Origin of the sequence: Streptomyces griseorubiginosus (genome assembly GCF_001514195.1) — a bacterium.
Taxonomy (GTDB): domain Bacteria; phylum Actinomycetota; class Actinomycetes; order Streptomycetales; family Streptomycetaceae; genus Streptomyces; species Streptomyces griseorubiginosus.
This window is the reverse complement of the sequence record NZ_KQ948737.1, coordinates 236,306-255,892: the sequence shown is the minus strand read 5'-3', so window position 1 is coordinate 255,892 and position 19,587 is coordinate 236,306. Positions and strand designations below refer to the sequence as shown.

The 19,587-nt window shown below is 70.8% G+C and carries 15 protein-coding genes; 6 read left to right on the top strand and 9 right to left on the bottom strand.

Going from position 1 to position 19,587, the window contains the following annotated elements:
* Positions 1-190: 190 nt before the first annotated feature.
* A complete protein-coding gene (locus AQJ54_RS19670) occupies positions 191-1,792 on the top strand; it encodes an MFS transporter (RefSeq protein ID WP_062239069.1) in 1,602 nt (533 codons plus the stop codon).
* Between the two features lie 144 nt (positions 1,793-1,936).
* On the opposite strand, the gene AQJ54_RS19665 is transcribed toward AQJ54_RS19670, so the two are convergent.
* Together AQJ54_RS19665 and AQJ54_RS19660 are read right to left on the bottom strand one after the other, a co-directional pair.
* On the bottom strand, positions 1,937-3,853 hold the full coding sequence (locus AQJ54_RS19665; protein ID WP_062239066.1) for a Stk1 family PASTA domain-containing Ser/Thr kinase: 1,917 nt from the start codon (positions 3,851-3,853) through the stop codon (positions 1,937-1,939).
* A 98-nt stretch (positions 3,854-3,951) separates the two neighbouring features.
* Positions 3,952-4,581, bottom strand: coding sequence for a TetR family transcriptional regulator (locus AQJ54_RS19660; protein WP_062239063.1), 630 nt, complete (start codon positions 4,579-4,581; stop codon positions 3,952-3,954).
* Positions 4,582-4,722: 141 nt separating this feature from the next.
* On the opposite strand from AQJ54_RS19660, the gene AQJ54_RS19655 reads away from it, so the two are divergent.
* Together AQJ54_RS19655 and AQJ54_RS19650 are read left to right on the top strand one after the other, a co-directional pair.
* Positions 4,723-5,538 carry a FadR/GntR family transcriptional regulator gene (locus AQJ54_RS19655; protein WP_211278562.1) on the top strand — a complete coding sequence of 272 codons (816 nt, stop codon included), beginning with the start codon at positions 4,723-4,725 and terminating at the stop codon, positions 5,536-5,538.
* 222 nt (positions 5,539-5,760) lie between these two features.
* Positions 5,761-8,919 (top strand): DUF1349 domain-containing protein, encoded by a 3,159-nt coding sequence (locus AQJ54_RS19650; protein ID WP_079069936.1) that lies wholly within the window; start codon positions 5,761-5,763, stop codon positions 8,917-8,919.
* A gap of 79 nt (positions 8,920-8,998) precedes the next feature.
* On the opposite strand, the gene AQJ54_RS19645 is transcribed toward AQJ54_RS19650, so the two are convergent.
* Genes AQJ54_RS19645 through AQJ54_RS19625 form a run of 5 tightly spaced genes read right to left on the bottom strand, consistent with a single transcriptional unit; the run spans position 8,999 to position 14,331 of the window.
* Positions 8,999-9,859 carry a 3-hydroxybutyryl-CoA dehydrogenase gene (locus AQJ54_RS19645; RefSeq protein ID WP_062239056.1) on the bottom strand — a complete coding sequence of 287 codons (861 nt, stop codon included), beginning with the start codon at positions 9,857-9,859 and terminating at the stop codon, positions 8,999-9,001.
* Between the two features lie 40 nt (positions 9,860-9,899).
* Positions 9,900-10,853, bottom strand: coding sequence for a PDR/VanB family oxidoreductase (locus tag AQJ54_RS19640; RefSeq protein ID WP_062239053.1), 954 nt, complete (start codon positions 10,851-10,853; stop codon positions 9,900-9,902).
* Between the two features lie 40 nt (positions 10,854-10,893).
* Entirely contained in the window at positions 10,894-12,084 is a 1,191-nt protein-coding gene (locus tag AQJ54_RS19635) for an acetyl-CoA C-acyltransferase (RefSeq protein ID WP_062239050.1), read from the bottom strand.
* A 45-nt stretch (positions 12,085-12,129) separates the two neighbouring features.
* Positions 12,130-12,735 carry a histidine phosphatase family protein gene (locus AQJ54_RS19630; protein ID WP_062019570.1) on the bottom strand — a complete coding sequence of 202 codons (606 nt, stop codon included), beginning with the start codon at positions 12,733-12,735 and terminating at the stop codon, positions 12,130-12,132.
* 54 nt (positions 12,736-12,789) lie between these two features.
* A complete protein-coding gene (locus AQJ54_RS19625) occupies positions 12,790-14,331 on the bottom strand; it encodes an AMP-binding protein (RefSeq protein ID WP_062239048.1) in 1,542 nt (513 codons plus the stop codon).
* Positions 14,332-14,528: 197 nt separating this feature from the next.
* On the opposite strand from AQJ54_RS19625, the gene AQJ54_RS19620 reads away from it, so the two are divergent.
* The 3 genes from AQJ54_RS19620 to AQJ54_RS19610 all read left to right on the top strand — a co-directional run bounded on the left by AQJ54_RS19620 (position 14,529) and on the right by AQJ54_RS19610 (position 17,401).
* Positions 14,529-15,767, top strand: a complete 1,239-nt coding sequence (locus AQJ54_RS19620) for an acyl-CoA dehydrogenase family protein (protein ID WP_062239044.1) — start codon at positions 14,529-14,531, stop codon at positions 15,765-15,767.
* Between the two features lie 95 nt (positions 15,768-15,862).
* Positions 15,863-16,627 carry an SDR family NAD(P)-dependent oxidoreductase gene (locus AQJ54_RS19615; RefSeq protein ID WP_062019565.1) on the top strand — a complete coding sequence of 255 codons (765 nt, stop codon included), beginning with the start codon at positions 15,863-15,865 and terminating at the stop codon, positions 16,625-16,627.
* Between the two features lie 3 nt (positions 16,628-16,630).
* Complete coding sequence (locus tag AQJ54_RS19610) at positions 16,631-17,401, top strand: ThuA domain-containing protein (RefSeq protein WP_062239040.1); 771 nt, start codon at positions 16,631-16,633, stop codon at positions 17,399-17,401.
* 111 nt (positions 17,402-17,512) lie between these two features.
* Here AQJ54_RS19610 and AQJ54_RS19605 read toward each other — a convergent pair whose 3' ends face one another.
* Both AQJ54_RS19605 and AQJ54_RS19600 read right to left on the bottom strand, forming a co-directional pair.
* Positions 17,513-18,556: an NAD(P)-dependent alcohol dehydrogenase gene (locus AQJ54_RS19605; protein WP_062019560.1), complete on the bottom strand. Its 1,044-nt coding sequence runs from the start codon at positions 18,554-18,556 to the stop codon at positions 17,513-17,515.
* Positions 18,516-19,586: an ABC transporter permease gene (locus tag AQJ54_RS19600; RefSeq protein WP_062019558.1), complete on the bottom strand. Its 1,071-nt coding sequence runs from the start codon at positions 19,584-19,586 to the stop codon at positions 18,516-18,518. The genes AQJ54_RS19605 and AQJ54_RS19600 overlap by 41 nt, the downstream gene beginning before the upstream one ends.
* Between the last annotated feature and the right edge of the window lies 1 nt (position 19,587).

The window sequence follows — 19,587 nt, the reverse complement described above, 5'->3', positions numbered from 1 at the left end:
CGTGCGGCGCACCGCTCCAGTAGACGGGGGAGGGCGGCTCGATAGTTGCACACCGGCGGGCAATAAACTAGTCTGCACATCAGTGGGCAATTAGCTGTCCCTGGTGCCGGGCCCTCTTGGCCTCGCGTGCACCGATCCACCGATTCCGCACCCCCGAAGCCACCGCTTCACCCCGCCAAGGAGCCTGACCATGCCGCTCTTTCCGAACACACCCGTCGAGAAGATGACGGAGCCCTACCACCGCCGCTGGTGGGCCCTGCTGGTTCTGTGCCTGAGCCTGCTGATCGTCGTCATGGCGAACACGTCTCTGATCGTGGCCGCCCCCGACATGACCAGGGACCTGGGCCTGAGCAGCAGCGATTTGCAGTGGGTGATCGACGGTTACACCGTCCCCTACGCCGCGCTGATGTTGGTGCTCGGCGCGATCGGCGACAAGTACAGCCGTCGCGGCGCTCTCGTCCTGGGCCTGTTGATCTTCGCCGGGGGCGCGGTGATGGGCGGCCTGGTCGACGAGACGAACCTCGTCATCACGGCCCGCGCGATCATGGGCGTCGGCGCCGCCGTCGTCATGCCGGCCACCCTCTCGCTGCTGGTCGCGATCTTCCCGCGCGCCGAGCGCGCCAAGGCCATCACCGCCTGGTCCGCGACCTCCGGCCTCGCCATCGCCGCCGGCCCGCTGGCCGCCGGCTGGCTGCTGGAGAACCACGCCTGGGGCTCGACGTTCCTGATGAACGTCCCGGTCGCCGTCCTCGGTGTCGTCGGCGCGCTGCTGCTGGTGCCGCCGTCGAAGGCGGAGGGCATGGGCCGCATCGACTACGTCGGGGGCCTGCTGTCGATCGTGTCGGTCGGTTCTCTGGTGTACGCCACCATCGAGGGCCCGCACTTCGGCTGGGGCGTCGGCCCCGTCACCGCGGCCGTCGTCGCCGGCGTGGGCCTGCTGGCCTTCGTGGCCTGGGAGCTGAAGCACCCCAACCCCATGCTGAACGTGCGCAAGTTCACCGAGCGCCCCTTCACCGGCTCGATGATGGCGGTGCTGTTCTTCTTCTTCGGCACCTTCGGCTCGATCTACTACTCCACCCAGTTCCTCCAGTTCGTCCTCGGCTACGACGCCCTGGAGACCGGCATCCGCCTGCTGCCGCTGGCCGGTGCGGTCTTCGTCGGCGCCGCCGTCACCGGCAAGCTGGCTCCCAAGCTGGGCGTCAAGCTCGTGGTCGGAACCGGCATGGTCATCGGCACCGTGGGCGTCTTCCTGCTCACGCGAATCGAGTCGGGCTCGACCTACACCGACTTCCTGGCGCCCCTGCTGCTGCTCGGCTTCGCCATCGGCCTGAGCCTGTCCCCGGCCACCGACACCATCATGGGCTCCTTCCCCGAGTCGGAGCTGGGCGTCGGCGGCGGCGCCAACGACACCGCCCTGGAACTCGGTGCCTCACTGGGCATCGCCATCCTCGGCTCGCTGCTGGCCACCGCCTACAAGGACAAGCTGACCGACCTGGTCGGAGGCCACCTCCCGGCCGCGGCCATGGACACCGCCAAGGACTCCGTCGGCGGTGGCATCGCGGTCGCCGAACAGGTCGCCAAGAACCCCCAGGGCGGCGCCGAGCAGGCCCAGACCCTGCTGGGTGCGGTGCACGAGTCGTTCGCCCACGCCATCGCCCACACCAGCCTCATCGGCGGCATCATCATGGCCGCGGGAACCCTGATCGTCATTGCCGTCCTGCCCGGTCGCGAGCGCGGTGCGAGGGAAGTGGAGCAGACGGCCGAGGAGCAGGTCGAGACCGTGAACGCCTGAGTCCCGTACGACCTGAGGCCGGAACTCCGATTCCGGCCTCCTCCACCCCCATGACGGGCTGTGCCTGAGCGGCGCACGGCCCCGGGACGGTGCCGGGAGGGGACACCCGGCACCGTCCCCTTTTCCGTTGGTGGCAGCGGCGTCTCACTGGGCGCCGTTCGTCGCCCCAGGCGTCGCGGTGCCATCGTCCGGTGTCCCGCCGTCCGACGGCGTGGCCTGCGCCTCCTCGGTGACGACGACCACCGTGCTGCCCGCCTCGACCTCGCTCCCGGCTGTCGGAGTGCTGGAGGTGACCACCGCGTCGGCGGCCTGGGAGTACCCGGAGGCGACGGTCACCTGGAGGCCGAGGTCACCCAGTTCGTTCTGGACCTCGGCAAGCGTCTTGCCGACGATGTCCGCCGGGATCTGCACGGTCTGCACCGACTTGGCGATCCAGACGTCGACCGACGAACCGGGCTCGACCTCAGCTCCCGCGGCGGTGCTCTGCTCGACGACGGTCCCGGCCGCGGCGGTGCTGTCCACCTCGGTGGTGTCGCCCAGTTCGAGGTCGTGCTCGGCGAGCAGCGTGCGGGCCTGGCTCAGGGTGCTGCCGGTGAGGTCGGGAACCGTGGCCTTCTCAGCTTCCTCGGCCACCGTGAGGGTGATCTCGGTGCCCTTCTCGACGCTCTCGCCGCCTTCCGGGTCCTGCTCCAGAACGGTCCCGGCGTCCTCGGTGGACACCTTGTGCCGGAGCTTCACCTTGAACCCCTTGTTCTCCAAAATGCGGGACGCGTCGTCCTCGTCCTTGTCCGTGACCTCCGGCACCTCGACCTTCGGTGCGCCGGTGGAGACGGTGACCGACACCGCGTCGCCCTTGTCGAGCCGGCCGTCCAGCGGGGTCTGCTCGCAGATGTGCCCCTTGGGCTGGTCCGCGCAGGGTTCGTTCTCGGTGACGGTGAGCGTGAGTCCGACGTTGTCCGTAGTGCGGCGGGCCTGCTCCAGGGTCTGGCCGACGAGATCGGGTACGTCGGTCCTGCCGTCGTCGGCCGTACCGCGCCCGAACATGAACCAGCCGACCGCGAGCGCCCCGACGGCGACCGCGACACCCGCGCCGATCAGCGCGGCTCTGCCTCTGTGGCGGCCGCTCTCCGCCATGACGTCATCGTCGGGCTCCTCCTCACCGCCGTCGAACGGCCGGTCCAGGACGGTCTGCACCCCGAGGCGCGCGTCCACGTCGGCCAGCATCTCCTGCGCGGACTGGTAGCGGTACGCGGGATCCTTCGCGAGGGCCCGCAGGACGATCGCGTCGACCCGCGGTCCGACCTCGGGGTTGTAGAGGCTCGGCGGTCGCGGTTCCTCCTGGACGTGCTGGTACATCACCGCCATCGGCGATTCACCGGTGAACGGCGTGCGCAGGGTGAGGAGTTCGTACAGAAGGCAGCCCACCGAGTACAGGTCGGAGCGGGCGTCGACGGCGTGGCCCATCGCCTGCTCCGGGGAGAGGTACTGCGCGGTGCCGATCACCAGGGAGGTCTGGGTCATGCCGACGTCCCGTGCGTCACGGGCGACGCCGAAGTCCATGACCTTGACCTGACCGGACCAGGTCACCATGACGTTGGCCGGCTTGATGTCCCGGTGCACGATGCCGTGCTGATGGGAATGTGCGAGCGCCTCCAGGATGCCCGCCGTCACCTCCAAGGCGCGTTCGACCGTCAGCGGCGGTCCGGAGTACAGGGACTCGCGCAGGGTCATGCCGTCGACGTACTCCATCACGAGGTACGGCAACTGCGCCCCGTACGAGAAGTGTTCGCCCGTGTCGTAGACGGCGGCGATGGCCGGGTGGTTGAGCGAGGCGGTGGACTGGGCCTCCCGCCGGAACCGCTCCTGGAGGGCCGGATCGTGGGCGAGGTCGGTGCGCGGAGTCTTCACCGCGACGCTGCGGTCGAGCCGGAGATCGTGCGCGAGATGCACCTCGGCCATGCCTCCGGAGCCGAGCAGCAGCCGCAGTTCGTATCTGTCGCCGAGGACCGCCACCGGCGCAGGCTGGGAGAAGGCCAGATCGTCTGGTCCACCGAAGTTCATGGCTCAAGATAATTGCACGTCGAAGGGTAAGTAAAGAAGTGGGGGCGGACATGGAAAGACCCCGGCGCTCAGCACCGGGGTCACGTCCGACGGGGAGCTCACCCCTCGGCGGCTGCTGCCACCTCGTCGACCACGATCTGCGCCCGCTTCTCCGGCACCCCGGCCGCGACCAGCGTCGTGACGGCCACCCGGGTGCCGTCGTCCTCCAGCGCTCCGGTGTTGACCTCTTCCAGCAGGGCGACCGTCATCGCCTCCAGACCGGCGCTCAGGACCGGGGCCGGCAGTTGCGTGTGGAAGATCCCGTCCCGCTGTCCCTGTTCCAGGACGGCCGCGACCCTGACCCGGGCGGGCTCCAGGATCCCGGCGACCCGGTCCATGCCGAGGTCCCGTCGGGCCAGCGCCAGGAGCATCCGGTAACGGTCGCCGACGGGCCACAGCGCCAACGTGAAGTGGGCGAGGGCCCGGTCGGCCGGTTCCGTCCCGCCTTCTCCTGCGGAAACGGCGGCATGGATCGCCTCTGCGGCCTCCTCGGCCAGCGCGTCCAGCAGCGCCGCCCGGCCGGGGAAGTGCCCGAACAGCGTGCGCCGTACGACACCGGCGGCGCGGGCGAGTTCCTCCAGGGTGACGTCGGGATTCCGCCCGAGCTCCTGGCGGGCGGTGGCGAGGATGCGCGCCCGGTTGGACCGGGCGTTGCGTCGCTGGGGCACACGACCGACGGGCTGGGACACGAAGGGAACCTCGAAGAAGCCGGGCGGAGAACGGACTCTCCATTCTGGCATGCGAGCCCCGACCGGTCTGTGCCGCAGCCGGGGTCGGTGGGACCCTGGTCAGGCGGGAAGCCCCGTAGTCGTAATACGAATGCTGTCTAGGTGTCGCGAGCAGTAGACTCGGCGATCGTCCACAGCGGTGAGGGGGCCCTTATGGCGAAGAGCGGTCGAAGCGGTGTCCAGGATCCGGCAGCCCTGAAACCGTGGCCCAAGCGACCTGCGCGGCTCGCCCACGCGGTGGTGGAGTCCCTCACCGACAGCATCGTCTCGGGTGCCGTTCCGCCCGGCGCCACCTTGCCCGTCGAGCCCGAACTGTGCGAGACGTTCGGCGTCAGCCGGATCACCGTCCGCGAGGCGGTCAAGTCGTTGGAGGCCAAGGGGCTGGTTCGGGCCCGGCAGGGTTCCGGCACCACCGTCACCCAGCCCGAGGAGTGGAACCTCCTGGATCCCGTCGTCCTGGCGGCCACCGTCCAGCACGACGGTGAACTCGTCGTGCTGGACCAGCTCGTCGGCGTGCGTTCCGCCCTCGAGGCGCAGATGGCGGCCCAAGCCGCCGAACTCGCCACCGACGACGATCTCCGGGAGGTGGAGCGGCTGCTCGACCGTCTCGACGAGGAGATCGCCGCTCCCGCCCGGTTCGTCGAGACCGATGTGTTCTTCCATGACCGGATCATGCAGGCGTCCCGGAACAGGCTCGGTCGTTCCATCATCCGGACCGTCCACACCCAGGCCCGCAGCACGTTCCTGTACAACGGCACTCCCGACGGCCACTCGTGCGAGCAGGCGAACGCCGAGCACCGCCGGATCGTCGAGCGACTCCTGGCCCGCGATGCGCAGGGTGCGGCGCAGGCCATGACGGCCCATATCGAAGCGGCCTGGAGCCGCCGCCGAATCCCGCACCCCGACATCGCCAGCTGAGCGCCCGCTGCACCTTTGCGCGCGCCGGTATCCGCCCCCGGGTCGTAGGCCCGGGGGCGGTTCCTTTTGGGGTGCAGATCAGTTTCTGCGGCACATATTGACAGCATACGTATGACGACTAATGTTACGTCGCCGTATCACCTCCGCAATCACCGCAGGGCCGCATCCCGCTGAGGGGGAGGACGCCTGCGCGTGCCCTCTTGCACCATCGGAAGGTCCCAGATGCGCCCAACCCGCCCTCGTCCCGCACTGCGTGACCGGCTCAGACCATGTCTGGCGGCTCTCGCTCTCCTCACCGCCTCTGCCGGCGCCGTCGTCGCGCAGGCCGTGCCCGCGTCAGCCGCCACCGCCGCGACACTCCATGTGTCGCCCGACGGCACCGGCACCGCCTGCTCGACGAGCCAGCCGTGCTCCCTGACCCAGGCCAAGACCAACGTCCGGGCGATGAGCAGCTCCATGACGGGCGACATCGTGGTTGAGGTCGCCGACGGTACGTACCGGCTGACGGCCCCCCTCACCTTCACCTCCGCCGATTCCGGCACCGGCGGCAACTCGGTGATCTGGAAGGCCGCGCCGGGCGCCCGCCCGGTCATCACCGGCGCGCAGCGGGCCACGGGCTGGACCGTGCAGGACTCGGCGAAGAACATCTGGAAGGCCAATGTCGGGACCGGGTTCGACACCCGGCAGCTGTACGTCGACGGCGTCCTGGCGACCAGGGCCCGATCCTCGATCAACCGCGCCGACCTGACCGCGACCACCAGCGGCTACACGTTCACCAACAGCGCGCTGAACTACCTCAACACCCTTGCGAACCCCGGCCGGACCGAGATCCACGGCATCGGCTCCTTCACCGACCGCTACTCCCCGGTGTCCGGCATCAGCAACGGCACCATCACCATGGATCAGCCCGCCTGGGACGACAACACCTTCGGCTACGACACCCTGACCAAACCCTTCCGGGCGGCATCGCTCTACATCGAGAACGCCTACGAGTTCCTCGACGCGGCCGGCGAGTGGTACCTCGACACCGGCACCGGCACCCTCTACTACAAGCCGCTGCCGGGGCAGAGCATGAGCACCGCGGACGTCGAGGTGCCGAAGCTGGACTCGCTCATCGACGTCGGGGGAAGCTATGCCTCTCCCGCCACCCACATCACGTTCTCAGGGCTCCAGTTCTCCGGCACCAGCTGGCTGGACCCCAGCACTCGCGGCTACGCCAGCCAGCAGACCGGCGCGTACCTCACCGGCACCTGGAACCGCCCCTCCGACGCGCTGACCTCCTGCCAGAGCGGCTGCCCGCTCTTCGAGGCGACCCGCCCCCACTGGGACCAGATGCCGGCCGCCGTCCAGGTCTCGGCCGCCGACCACATCACCTTCACCGGCAACCGGTTCACCCAGCTCGGGCAGGTGGCGCTGGGCATCGGCCAGGACGCCAACGCCCACGCCACCGGGGTCGGCCTCGGCGCCGACACCATCACCGCCAACGGCAACGTCTTCACCCAGGACGCCGGCGGCGGCATCGCCGTGGGCGGGCTCCAGGCCGACGCGCATCATCCCAGTGACAGCCGGATGACCAACAAGAACATCACCCTGAGCAACAACCTCATCCACGACGTGGCGATCGACTACCGGGACATGTCGGCCATCCTGCTGACCTACGTCAACGGCGCGACCGTCTCGCACAACGAGGTGTACAACCTGCCCTACTCAGGGCTGACCATCGGCTACGGCTGGGGCGTCAACGACCCGGGCGGCAGCCAGGACTACGCGAACCGCGGTCTGTACGACTACCAGCCCGTCTACTCGACTCCCACCACCGCCGCGAACAACCACATCACCGACAACTACATCCACGACATCATGCAGCAGATGAACGACGGCGGCTGTCTGTACACCCTGTCGGATTCGCCCGGCAGCACCTTCGAACGCAACTACTGCCACACCAACAACAACTACTTCGGCTTCTACCACGACGAGGGCTCCCGGCACTTCACGGACACCAACAACGTCTTCCGCAACGTGGGCGAGTGGGCCCACGAGAACGCCAACTCCACCAACAACACCGGTGCCCTGACCGTCCAGAACAACTGGACGAGCAACTCCTCGACCGACATAACCGACGGTAACCGCGGCAATGTCGTGAGCGGTACGGTGGTCGTATCCGACGGCAACTGGCCCTCCGGCGCCCGCACGGTCATGAACAACGCGGGCATCCAGCCCCAGTACCGGCCCCTGACAACGGGCCCCGTCACGGCCCCTTACAGCGGCTACTCCTCCACTCCCGGCCTGACCGGCCAGAGCGGTGGCAGCTTCACCGTCACCGACGCGGGAGCCGACATCTGGGGTGCCGGCGGCCAGCACGACGACGCCTACGGCACCGTCTACCGGTCAGGCGCCGCCGTCAACGGCACCTCGGTCACCGCCCGGGTCGACAACCTCGACAACACCAACGCCTGGGCCAAGGCCGGTGTGGTGCTGCGCAACAACCTCACCGGCAGCGGCTCCTCACCCGGCTACGCGACCGTGGTGGTGACTCCGTCCAACGGCGTGAGTTTCCAGTGGGACTCCAACGGCGACGGATACCTCGACCAGCTGACCTCCACGGCAACCTCGGTCAAGGCACCGGTCTGGGTACGGCTCACCCGCACCGCGACCCAAGTGTCCGGCTACTACTCCACCGACGGATCCACCTTCAACCAGATCGGCTCGGCGGTGACCCTGCCGTCCATGGCCGCCACCCAGGACGCCGGTGTCATCCACACCGCCCACAGCACCACCGTCGGCAGCGCGACCTTCAGCAACCTGCGGATCGTCACGTCGCCCTTCAAGGCCTACGGCTCCATCCCGGCGGCGGTGAGCCAGAGCCAGGGAGTGACCTCCCTGACCAACGCGGGCATCGACGTCTGGGCCACGGGCACGCAACACGACGACGAGTACTCCGCGGCCTATCAGTCGGGGGTGGCGGGAACGTCGTCGACCGTCACCGTCCATGTCGACAGCCAGGACAACACCAACACCTGGGGCAAGGCCGGCCTGATGCTGCGCAACGACATCACCGGCACCGGGTCCTCCACCGGATACGTCGTCCTCGCGGCCACGCCGGGCCAGGGCGTCTCCTTGTCGTCGGACTCCAACAGTGACGGTTACCTCGACTCCAACATCACCAATACCGGCACAACCGCCGTCGCCCCGGTCCGGCTCCGCCTGGTCAGGAACGGCAATTCGGTCACCGGCTCCTACTCCGCCAACGGCACCACCTGGACCACGGTGGGCACGGCGACGCTGACCGGCGCCAACAGCACCGAGGATGCGGGGGTGTTCTTCAGCGCACACGGTGCGGCGCCCGGCACCGCGAAGTTCAGCCAGTTCTCCGTGAACTGACGGAGCATTCAGGGTCACTGTCTCCGGGTGCTGGTGCGTATGCCGCACCAGCACCCGGAGGTCATGTGCGGATCCACGTTCAGCTCCCGTACGTATGGAACCCGCGCCCGCTCTTCCGCCCCAGGTGGCCCGCCGCGACCATGCGGCGCAGCAACGCCGGTGGGGCGTACAGCGGTTCCTTGTACTCCTCGTACATCGACTCCGCCACGGCCTGGGCGGTGTCGAGGCCGATGAGGTCGAGCAGGCGCAGCGGCCCCATGGGGTGCGCGCATCCGAGTTCCATCCCCCGGTCGATGTCGTCCGGACTCGCCGCACCCGACTCCACCATCCGCACCGCGCCGAGCAGATACGGCACCAGGAGGGCGTTGACGACGAAGCCGGAGCGGTCGGGGGCCAGGATGGTCTGTTTGCCCAACTGCTCGGCGACCGCACGGGTTCGCGCCACCGTCTCGGCGCTGGTGACGAGCGCGGGAATGACCTCGACCAGCCGCTGCACGGGGACAGGGTTGAAGAAGTGCAGGCCGATGACCCGCTCGGGGCGCTCGGTGACGACGGCCAGGTCGACGACCGGGATCGAGGAGGTGTTCGTGGCCAGGACCGCGGCCGGGTCCTCGACCGCCTTGTCCAGGACGCGCAGGACCCCGGTCTTGATGGCGAGGTTCTCGGCGACGGCCTCGACGACGAACTGGCGGTCGGCCATGTCGCCGAGGTCCACGGTGAACGACAGCCGGGCGAGGGCCTGTTCGCGCTGTTCCGCGCTGAGCTTGCCGTGCCGTACGCCCCGGTCGAGGGAGGCGGTGACGCGACGGCGGCCCGCCTCGGCGGCCTCGGGCGTGGATTCGGCGACTCGTACGTCCATGCCGTGGCGGGCGGCGACCTCGGCGATGCCGGAGCCCATGAGGCCGCAGCCGACGACGCCGAGACGGGTGACGGGGTGCATCCGGGGCCCGTCCTTTCTGGTGAGCGAGGGATGATCGGTGTCAGAGGTCCAGGACCAGGCGGGGGCCGCACGAGCGGGAGACGCAGATGAGCATCGTGTCGCCGGCGGACCGCTCGTCCTCGGTCAGCAGCGAGTCGCGGTGGTCCGGCACGCCCTCCAGCACCTCGGTCTCGCAGGTGCCGCAGGTGCCTTCCCGGCAGGAGAAGTCGACGTCCACGCCGGCCTCCTCCACGGTTTCGAGCACCGAACGGTCCGGCGGCACGGTCAACGTGAGCCCGGAACGGGCGAGTTCCAGTGCGAAAGCCGTGGTCGATCCGGTTCCGGTCGGCGGTACGGGCGTGAACCGTTCCACACCCAGCGTGCCCGGCGGCCACCCCGCGCACTGTTCCTGCACCGCCCGCAGCAGGGGTTCGGGACCGCAGGCGTGCACCAGGGTTCCCTCCTTGGGCACGCCGAGGTGGGCGGCGAGGTCCAGCAGGCCGTACTCGTCCTGGGGGCGGACCAGGACGCGGTCGCCGTGCGGGGCGAGGCGGTCCAGGAAGGCCATGGAGGTCCGGGTGCGGCCGCCGTAGAGCAGGCTCCAGTCGGCCCCCTCTGCCTCGGCCGCCTCGACCATGGGGAGGATGGGGGTGATTCCGACGCCGCCGGCGATGAACAGGTGGCGTGCGGCGGGCCGCAGCGGGAAGTTGTTGCGCGGGCCGCGGACCCGCACGTCGGCGCCTACGAGCAGCCGGTCGTGCACGTGCGCCGAGCCGCCGCGGCCCTGCGGCTCCCGCAGTACCGCGATCTGCCAGGTGTCGCGGTCGGCCGGGTGTCCGCACAGGGAGTACTGACGGACCAGGTCGCCCGCTTCACCGTCCAGGAGTACGTCGATGTGGGCGCCCGGTGTCCAGGTGGGAAGCGGGCCGCCGTCGGGGCGGCGCAGGGTGAGGCTGACCACGCCGTCTGCCACGAGGGTGCGGGCGGCCACCGTCAGGGGGAGTTGGTCGTTCATGTGGGTTCGCTCCGGGTCAGAGGTCTGTTCGCTCCGGGTCTCAGGTCCGCGCCGGCACATGCAGCAGCAGTGCGTCGCCCTGGCCGCCGCCTCCGCACAGGGCCGCCGCTCCGCTGCCGCCTCCGCGTCGCCGTAGCTCCGTGGCGAGGGTCAGGACCAGCCGGGCTCCCGTCATGCCGACCGGGTGCCCGAGCGCGATCGCGCCGCCGTTGACGTTCACCTTGTCCACCGGGATGTCCAGCTCCCGTACGGAGGCCAGGGCCACTCCGGCGAACGCCTCGTTGATCTCGAACAGGTCCAGGTCGGCTGCCTTGAGCCGGCCGTCCCGGTCGAGGGCGTCGCGGACCGCTCCTGCCGGTTGGACGAGCAGGGAGGGGTCGGGGCCCGCGACCGTGCCGTAGGCGCCGATCTCGGCGAGAGGTGTCAGGCCTTCCCGCCGGGCGCGCTCGGTGCTCATCACGACGAGGGCTGCGGCGCCGTCGGAGAGTTGAGAGGAGTTGCCGGCGGTGATGGTGCCCGTGCTGGAGAATGCCGACCGCAGGCGGCCCAGCAGCTCCGGCGTGCTGTCCGGCCGTACGCCTTCGTCGGCGTCCACCACCGTCCCGCCCCGGCGTCCGGTCACCGTGACGGGCGCGATCTCCTGTGAGAGCGCGCCCGACTGCTGGGCGTGGGCGGCCCGTTGGTGGGACAGCGCGCTGTACTCGTCCTGTTCCTGCCGGGTCAGGGTGAAGGGCCGCTGGTAACGCTCGGTGGCCGCGCCCATGGAGACCCCGTCGAAGGCGCACACGAGGGCGTCGCGGTCCAGGGCGTCCTCCAGCTCGGACGGGCCGTACTTCCAGCCGCTGCGTGATCCGCGCAGCAGGTGCGGGGCGCCGGACATGGACTCCATGCCGCCCGCGACGACCACCTCGTGCCGGCCGGAGGTGATCATGAGGTCGGCCAGCGCGATGGCGTGCAGTCCGGACGGACAGAGCTTGTTGACGGTGCTCGCCGGGACGGAGAAGGGGATCCCGGCGCGGACCGCGGCCTGCCGGGCCGAGTTGGGGCCCGCCCCGGCCTGTACTACGTGGCCCATGACGACGGCCTGGACGGCCCGCGGGTCCACGTGGGCGGCGGCCAGTGCCTCGCGGATGGCATGGGCGCCGAGATCGACCGCGGACAGGGTGCTCAGGGCGCCCATCAGCTTGCCGATGGGCGTTCTCGCGCCGGCGACGACGACGGATCCGGGCATGGCCGGGACCTCCTGGGGTGGGAGCGGCTTCGGACGGCGGCGGGTTCAGGCGACCGGGTCCGCGGCGCGCTCGGCGATCATGTGGGCGGTCTCGTTCACCGAGTGCAGGACGACCCGGCCGCCGGGCATGCGCCGCACCCGGCAGACCGAGGTGTAGCCGGGGTGGAACCAGAACATCGTCGGCAGGCCGAGCACCGTCGCGAGGTAGGTGTTGGTGATGCCGCCGTGGCACACGGCCGCGACCCGTCGGCCGGGATGGGCGTCGAGGATGGTGTCCATCGCGCGCACCGCCCGTCCGCGGAAGGCCTCCCGGTCGAGGTCGGGCACGAAGTCCTCGAAGCGTCCCTCGGCCAGTGCCGCCGCCCGGGGGTCGCCGGTGCCGATCTGCTCCGGCGGGGTGTAGGGCTGGGAGACGTCCGTGTCCCATTCACGCAGGTCGTCGAGGACGGTCGCGGTCATGCCGGTGAGGCGTTCCAGGGGTGCCACGGTCTCGCGGGCCCGCCGGAACGGGCTGACGTACAGGGCGTCGAGGTCCTCGTGGCCGAGCCACACGGCGAGGCGTTCGGCCTGGGCCGTGCCCTCGGGGGACAGCCCCGGGTCGAACACCCCGGCCAGGGGGAGTCCGTGCCGGACGAGAAGGAGTTCGGTCATGAGGGGTCCTTGCTTACTCGCACAGGTGATCCTTTAGTGCTTGAAGGGAGCGACTCAGCCGGCGATGGTCCGTTCCGAGCTCCAATAGGGGCGGCGCATCGCGCGCTTGTCGAGCTTGCCCATGGCGTTGCGCAGCAGCTCGGGGACGATCTCGTACGACTTCGGGCACTTGTAGGGGGCCAGACGCGCGCGGCAGAACCGGTCCAGTTCCTCGGCCGGGGGCGGCTTCTCTCCCGTCGGCACGACCAGCGCCCGCAATGCCTCGCCGAAGTCGGGGTCGGGCACGCCGATCACCGCGAGTTCGGCGACGGACGGGTGCTGCCGCAGGACGGCCTCGCTCTCGGCGGGGTAGAGGTTGACCCCGCCGGAGACCACGACGTCCGCGGCCCGGTCGGTGATGAAGATGTAGCCCTCGGCGTCGACGTAGCCGATGTCGCCGAGGGTGAAGACGCCGGGGGAGAGGTAGGCGGCCCTGGTCTTGTCCGGGTCCGCGTGGTAGCGGACGCCCTGGTCGTCCGGTGCCCGGAAGGCCAGCAACCCCGTCTCGCCGGGCGGTAGTTGACCGCCGTCGTCGTCGGTGACCAGGACCTCGAACGGGGGCCGGACCCGTCCGACCGAGCCGGGATGGGCCAGCCACTCGGCACTGCTGATGCGGGCCACCGTCCCTGCCTCGCTGGCGCCGTACGACTCGGTCAGCACCGGACCGAACCAGTCGATCATGGCGCGCTTGACCTCTGGTGGACACGCGGAGCCGGTGTGGGAGACCTGCCGCAGGCTGGAGACGTCGTAGCGGGAGCGGACGTCGTCCGGGAGGGCGAGCAGCCGCTGGAAGTGGGTGGGAACCATCACCGTCGAGGTGACCCGCCACCTCTGCACGCGGCTGAGGAAGGTCTCCGCGTCGTAACGGCCGAGGACGACCACCGGCTCACCGGCCGCGAGGTGTCGCAGCGAGGTCAGGGGCGCGTTGTGCTGGAGGGGGCCGCACACCAGGTGGGGTCCCGACGGGAAGCCGGGCCGGGCGGACATCGCGGCGAGGTAGGCGGCGCTGTCGGCGACCGGGGTGCCGACCCAGCGCACCTCGGTGCCGCGGGCCCGGCCGGTGGTTCCGGAGGTGTAGACGAGCGGGGGCCGGGCGGGTCGCTCGGCCGGGAGGGCGCGGTCGTCAGGCGCGGCGGCGAGCCACAGGTCCCAGTCGAAGGCGTGCCCGGCCGCCGGGGTGCCGTGCGTCACCAGGGGCAGCCCCAGTTCCCGGGCCGCGTCGAGGGCGGCACCGGCGCCGACCGGTCCGGCGATGATCCCGGTGGCGCCCGCGTCGATGATCTGGTCGATGAGTTCTCGTGAGGTGAGGTGGCGGGAGATGGCCACGGTCCCCACTCCGGCACGCAGGCCCGCCAGATGGGTCACCAGGGTCGGGATGGCGTTGTCGCCGAGGACGGCGATCCGGTCGTCCGGTCCGGGTGCGAACTCCAGCAGCCGGACCGCCGCCCGCGCCACCTGGTCGGCGAGGCCGGACCAGGTGAGCCCGCCCAGGTCGTCCGCCAGGGCGGGCTCGTCGGGTGTCTCCTGGGCGCGGCGGTCGAGTGGCAGCAGCGACATGGCTCCTCCGGCGGCTCCTGGGTCCTCTCCCGATGCCGACGGGAGAGAGGGATGCTGAGACTGTAGCGTTTATCAAGAAAGTACGGAACACTCTGATCCCGGACGAAGCCGTTCCCGCATGTTTCAGCTGCAAAAACGGCATGCGAGCCGCTCAGCGTTACTCAATCCGTCGTCTGGTAAGTAGTGGAGGAGGAGCCATGTCCCAGCCCGATCCGGACACATGGCGCCGGCAGGTCCGGCAGTGGCTGGCCACCGTGCTGGAACCGGCGCGCGAGTCGGAGTCCGCCGGAGCGGACGCCGACCTCGCCGTGTTCCACAACCTTCCGGAGGACGAGGAACGCCTGCTGCTGGAGCGCTGCCGCGCGTACCAGCGGGCCCGCTTCGACGCCGGCTACCAGGCGCTGACACTTCCCGCCGACAAGGGCGGCGCCGGACTGACCGCCGCGCATGCGGCCGTCTTCGCCCAGGAGGAGTCCGCGTTCGAGGTGCCGCCCTCCACCGAGCTGATCAGCGTCACCGTGCGCCTGGTCGCGATGGCCGTCTCCCTGTTCGGGACGGACGAGCAACGCCAGGAGTACGCCCGGGCGTTCCTGCGCACCGACCTGCTCGCCTGCCAGCTCTTCAGCGAACCCGGCGCGGGATCCGACCTCGCCGCCCTGCGCACCCGTGCCCGCCAGGACGGCGACGCGTGGGTGATCGACGGCCAGAAGGTGTGGACCTCGGGCGCCCAGTTCGCCGACTACGGTCTGCTGCTCGCCCGCACCGACCCGGACGTCGTGAAACAGGCCGGCATCACCGCCTTCCTGGTCCCGATGGACGCCCCCGGCGTGGAGGTGCGTCCCATCCGGCAGATGAGCGGCGGCGCCTCCTTCAACGAGGTCTTCCTCAGTGGCGTCCGCGTCCCGGACGCCCTGCGGATCGGGCGGCCGGGCCAGGGCTGGGAGGTCGCCACCACCACCCTCGCCTTCGAGCGGACCGCGTCCGGCAGCGGCAACCGCCGCAAGGGCGGCACTTTTTCGGACGTCCTCGCGCTCGCCCGCTCCCTCGGCCGCACCGGTGACCCCCTGGCCCGCCAGCTCCTCGCCGACCTGTACGTGCGTGCCGCTCTGCGCGAGGCCACCGTCGAGCGGGTCGCCCGGACGAGCGCCGCTGGCGGGCGGCCGGGTCCCGAGGCTTCCCTGACCAAACTCATGGCCTCCGAACTGCTCACCCGCACCGGCCAGGTCGCCGCCGAGCTCATGGGCGCGCGGATCACCGCCGACATTGGGGAGCCGGGCACCTTCGCCTGGACCCAGCACCTGCTCGGCGCCCCCGGCTACCGCCTCGCCGGCGGCACCGACCAGATCCAGCGCAACCTCATCGGCGAACGCGTGCTGAAGCTGCCGCCGGAACCGCGTACGGACCGGGCGCCTTTCTCACAGCTTCCCGGCAACTGACAGACGCCAACTGACAGACACCAACTGACAGACGCCAACTGGCAGACGCCAACTGACAGACCTCCCAAAGGCTTTCTCACAAAGGAGTGACGACGATGGATCTGGGACTGACAGGCGCGAAGGCACTGGTGACCGGCGCCAGCCGCGGCATCGGCCGGGCGATTGCCGCCACCCTGGCCGCCGAGGGCTGCGGCCTGGCCCTGTGCGCCCGCGGCGAGGAAGGCCTCGCCAAGGCGGCCGCCGAACTGCGCGCCGAAGGCGCCACCGTGTTCGCCGAGCCGGTCGACGTCACCGACCCGGCCGCCCTCGCGGCCTTCGTGGAGCGCGCGGCCGGTGAACTCGGCGGCCTCGACCTGCTGGTGTCCAACGTGTCGGCGGGCAACGTGAAGGGCCCCACGTCCTGGGAGGACAGCCTGCGCGGCGACCTCATCCCCTTCGCCGGGCTCGTCGAGGCGGCCCTTCCCCACCTGGAGGCCTCGGAGCGGGCCGCCGTCGTCGCCATCGGCACCACCAACGCCTCCGACACCGCGCGCCCGGCCGGCGCCAACTCGTACTCCGCCCTCAAGGCGGCCGTCGTCCAGCACGCCTCGGCCCTCGCACACTCCCTCGCCCCCCAGGGCATCCGCGTCAACACCGTTTCGCCCGGCCCGATCGACTTCCCCGGCGGCGCCTGGGAGACCATCCGCACCAGCCGCCCGGAGGTCTACGAGGAGGTCCTCGCCAAGCTCCCTATCGGTCGCTACGGCACCGCCGAGGACGTGGCCGCCGCGGTCGCGTTCCTGCTGGGGCGCACCGGCTCCTTCTGCGTCGGCGTCAACCTCGTGGTGGACGGCGGGCTGCTGACCCGCGTCCAGTACTGAGCCGTGGCGGGCCCCGCCGGCCGTCTGGACGCCGTGCTGGTCTGCGGCGGCCGTTGGCACGACTTCGACCACGCCCGGCTCAGGCTGCTCGAACTCCTCGCCGAGCAGCCACGGGTGCGTACCACGGTGTACCAGGACTACGACTGCCTGGACGCCCTCGACCGGGCGGACCTGCTGGTCACCTACACCTGCGACGTCCGGCCCCGCCCCGCGCAGCGGGCCGCGCTGGCCCGGTTCGTCGAGCGGGGCGGGCGCTGGCTGGCCCTGCATGGCACCAACGCGGTCATCGAGCCGTCCACGGGCGCCGGGCCAAGGGAGTTCACCACCCCGCGGCTCCTCGGCGATCTGGCACAGGTGCTCGGCAGCCAGTTCCTGGCCCACCCGCCGATCGAGCCGTACCAGGTGAAGGTGACCCGGCCCGACCATCCCCTGGTCGCCGGCATCGAGCCGTTCACCGTGACCGACGAGCTGTACGTGTGCGAACTGCACGGCGAGCTGGAGGTGTTGCTGCACGCCGAGTACACGGGACCGTGCCGCGGCTTCGCCGAAGGTGATACGGCGGCACTCGACAACGCCCCCCGACCGGTGCTGTACCTCAAGCCGCACGGCCGCGGCGAGGTCTGCTACTTCACCCTCGGCCACTGCCGGGGCCGCTACGACATGCAGGACCTCGGCGTGGCCGACACCGGGCGGGTGGACATGGGGCCCTGGCAGACCCTCGAGTTCCTTACCGTGCTGCGGCGGTGTGTGCGACGGATGGCGGACATGCCGTAGGGGGCCGACGCCCGCCGGCCCCCTACGGCACCGGGCTCACCGTCCTCCTAGGGCACCGGGCTCACCGACCCCCTGCAGCACCGGGCTCATCGGCCCCCTACAGCACCGGCCTCAGCCGTGCGGCAGCACCACCGCACGGCCGGTGATGTCCCCGGCGTGCAGCCGTGCGTACGCCTCGGGCGCCTGCTCCAGCGTGAATGTCTCGACGTGGGAGGAGACGAGCCCCTGCCGCGCGAGGCCGAGGACCTCCATGAGCTCGGTGCGGCTGCCCCAGTAGGGGAAGGCGGCCGACACCTCGAACGGCAGCCCGCCGCCGAAGCCCACCGGCAGCGTGCCCCCGCCGAGGCCGACGACGGTGACATCGCCCGCGACCGCCACCGAGGCGGCCGCGATCGCCAGGGTCGCCTCGGCGCCGACGAAGTCCAGGACCACCTCCGCCCCGATACCGCCGGTGAGTTGGCGGATCCGTGCGCTCGCCTCGCCGTCGGAGAGCAGTGTCTCGTGGGCGCCGACCTTGCCCGCCAGCTGGAGCTTGTCCTCGCTCGTGTCCAGGGCGACCACCCGCGTGGGGGTCAGCGCGCGCAGCAGCTGCACGGCGAGATGGCCCAGGCCGCCCACGCCGATCACCACCGCCGTGCTCCCGGGCCGAAGCTTCGGCAGCGACCTGCGGATCGCGTGGTACGGGGTCAGTCCGGCGTCGGTGAGGGGCGCTGCCTGCACCGGGTCCACGCCGTGCAGGGGGACCAGGTGGCGGGGCGAGTCCACCAGCAGGTACTCCGCCAGCGCGCCGGGCCTGCCCAGACCCGGCGGGACGATGCCGAGGCCCGCCGCGTGCGGACAGCAGTTCTCCCTGCCCTCGGCGCACGGGTGGCAGCGTCCGCAGCCCCAGGGGCCGTACACCGCCACCGCCTCGCCCTCCGTCACCTCGGTGACACCGGCGCCCAAGGCCGCCACCGTGCCCACGCCCTCGTGGCCGAGTGTCATCGGCAGGGCGTAGGGGAAGGCCTCCTCGGGCCAGCCCATCACCGCGATGTCGGAGTGGCACAGGCCCGCCGCCGTCACCTTCAACAGCACCTGGCCCGGGCCGGGTTCGGGCACCGGTACCTCCACGAGCTCAGGCGCGTGTCCCACCCGCAGGTACTGCACGGCTCTCATCATCGGTACTTCCTTCCGGTTGTGCGGGGCCGGGCAGCTTCCCGGCCCGGCGGCGCAGCACGGTGGGCACGGCGATCCGCCCGCCCGTGAGCACGAGGGCCACGATCAGGACGGAGCCGGTGAACAGGCTCGCGGCCCACTGCGCGCTGGTGGCGAGCCCGAGCCCGGTGATGCCGGTGCCGAGCAGCAGCACCGCGATCACCGTCCCCCAGGCGTTGAAGCGGCCCGCGCGCAGCTGGGTCGCCCCGACGAAGGCCGCCGCGTAGGCGGACAGCAGATAGGGGCTGCCCGCGGTCGGCGATCCGGATCCCACCGAGGACGCGAACACCACTCCGGCGAAACCGGAGAGCAGCGCGGACGCCACCAGGGTCGCGAAGCGCAGCCGGTCGGTGCGCACCCCCTGGAGGCGGGCGGCGTCGGCGTTGAACCCGGTCGCGTACAAGCGGCGTCCGGTCGCGGTGTGTTCCAGGACGAACCAGATGGCGAGGGCGGCGAGCAGCAGGTACAGCACCGGCAGGGTGATGCCGCCGGCGTCGAGCTGGGCGATGCTCGCGAAGGGCTTGGCGAGCAGTTGCACCCCGGTGATCGAGCTGTCGTTGGTGACCATGGTGATCAGGGACTGGATCAGCGCGCCGGTGGCGAGGGTGGCGATGAACGAGTCGACGCGCAGGACCACCACCACGAGGGCGTTGACCACGCCGACCAGCAGGGCCGCGGCCATGGCGAGGGCGATCGCGGTGAAGGGGCCGAGGCCGGTGGAGACCAGGAAGTGGGCGGTCAGCACGCTGGTCAGGGACATGGTGTAGGCGACCGACAGATCGAAGACGCGGGCGGCCAGCGGCGGTACGACGCTGAGCGCCACCAGTCCTGCTACCGCGTTCCCGTTCAGCACCTGCTTGACCGTGACGGCCGTCGGGAAGGTGTCCGGCGCCCACACGGAGAAGAGCACGACGATGGCCAGCCACACGTACACCGCGCCGATGGTGCGGAACGACAGGGTGGTCTTCACCCGGGTCGGGACGGATGTCATC

Excerpts from the sequence above, each read along its gene's own strand:
- AQJ54_RS19670 (WP_062239069.1), top strand. The coding sequence starts at position 191 with ATGCCGCTCTTTCCGAACACACCCGTCGAGAAGATGACGGAGCCCTAC.
- AQJ54_RS19665 (WP_062239066.1), bottom strand. The coding sequence starts at position 3,853 with ATGAACTTCGGTGGACCAGACGATCTGGCCTTCTCCCAGCCTGCGCCG.
- AQJ54_RS19650 (WP_079069936.1), top strand. The coding sequence starts at position 5,761 with ATGCGCCCAACCCGCCCTCGTCCCGCACTGCGTGACCGGCTCAGACCA.
- AQJ54_RS19645 (WP_062239056.1), bottom strand. The coding sequence starts at position 9,859 with ATGCACCCCGTCACCCGTCTCGGCGTCGTCGGCTGCGGCCTCATGGGC.
- AQJ54_RS19640 (WP_062239053.1), bottom strand. The coding sequence starts at position 10,853 with ATGAACGACCAACTCCCCCTGACGGTGGCCGCCCGCACCCTCGTGGCA.
- AQJ54_RS19635 (WP_062239050.1), bottom strand. The coding sequence starts at position 12,084 with ATGCCCGGATCCGTCGTCGTCGCCGGCGCGAGAACGCCCATCGGCAAG.
- AQJ54_RS19630 (WP_062019570.1), bottom strand. The coding sequence starts at position 12,735 with ATGACCGAACTCCTTCTCGTCCGGCACGGACTCCCCCTGGCCGGGGTG.
- AQJ54_RS19625 (WP_062239048.1), bottom strand. The coding sequence starts at position 14,331 with ATGTCGCTGCTGCCACTCGACCGCCGCGCCCAGGAGACACCCGACGAG.
- AQJ54_RS19620 (WP_062239044.1), top strand. The coding sequence starts at position 14,529 with ATGTCCCAGCCCGATCCGGACACATGGCGCCGGCAGGTCCGGCAGTGG.
- AQJ54_RS19615 (WP_062019565.1), top strand. The coding sequence starts at position 15,863 with ATGGATCTGGGACTGACAGGCGCGAAGGCACTGGTGACCGGCGCCAGC.
- AQJ54_RS19605 (WP_062019560.1), bottom strand. The coding sequence starts at position 18,556 with ATGAGAGCCGTGCAGTACCTGCGGGTGGGACACGCGCCTGAGCTCGTG.
- AQJ54_RS19600 (WP_062019558.1), bottom strand. The coding sequence starts at position 19,586 with ATGACATCCGTCCCGACCCGGGTGAAGACCACCCTGTCGTTCCGCACC.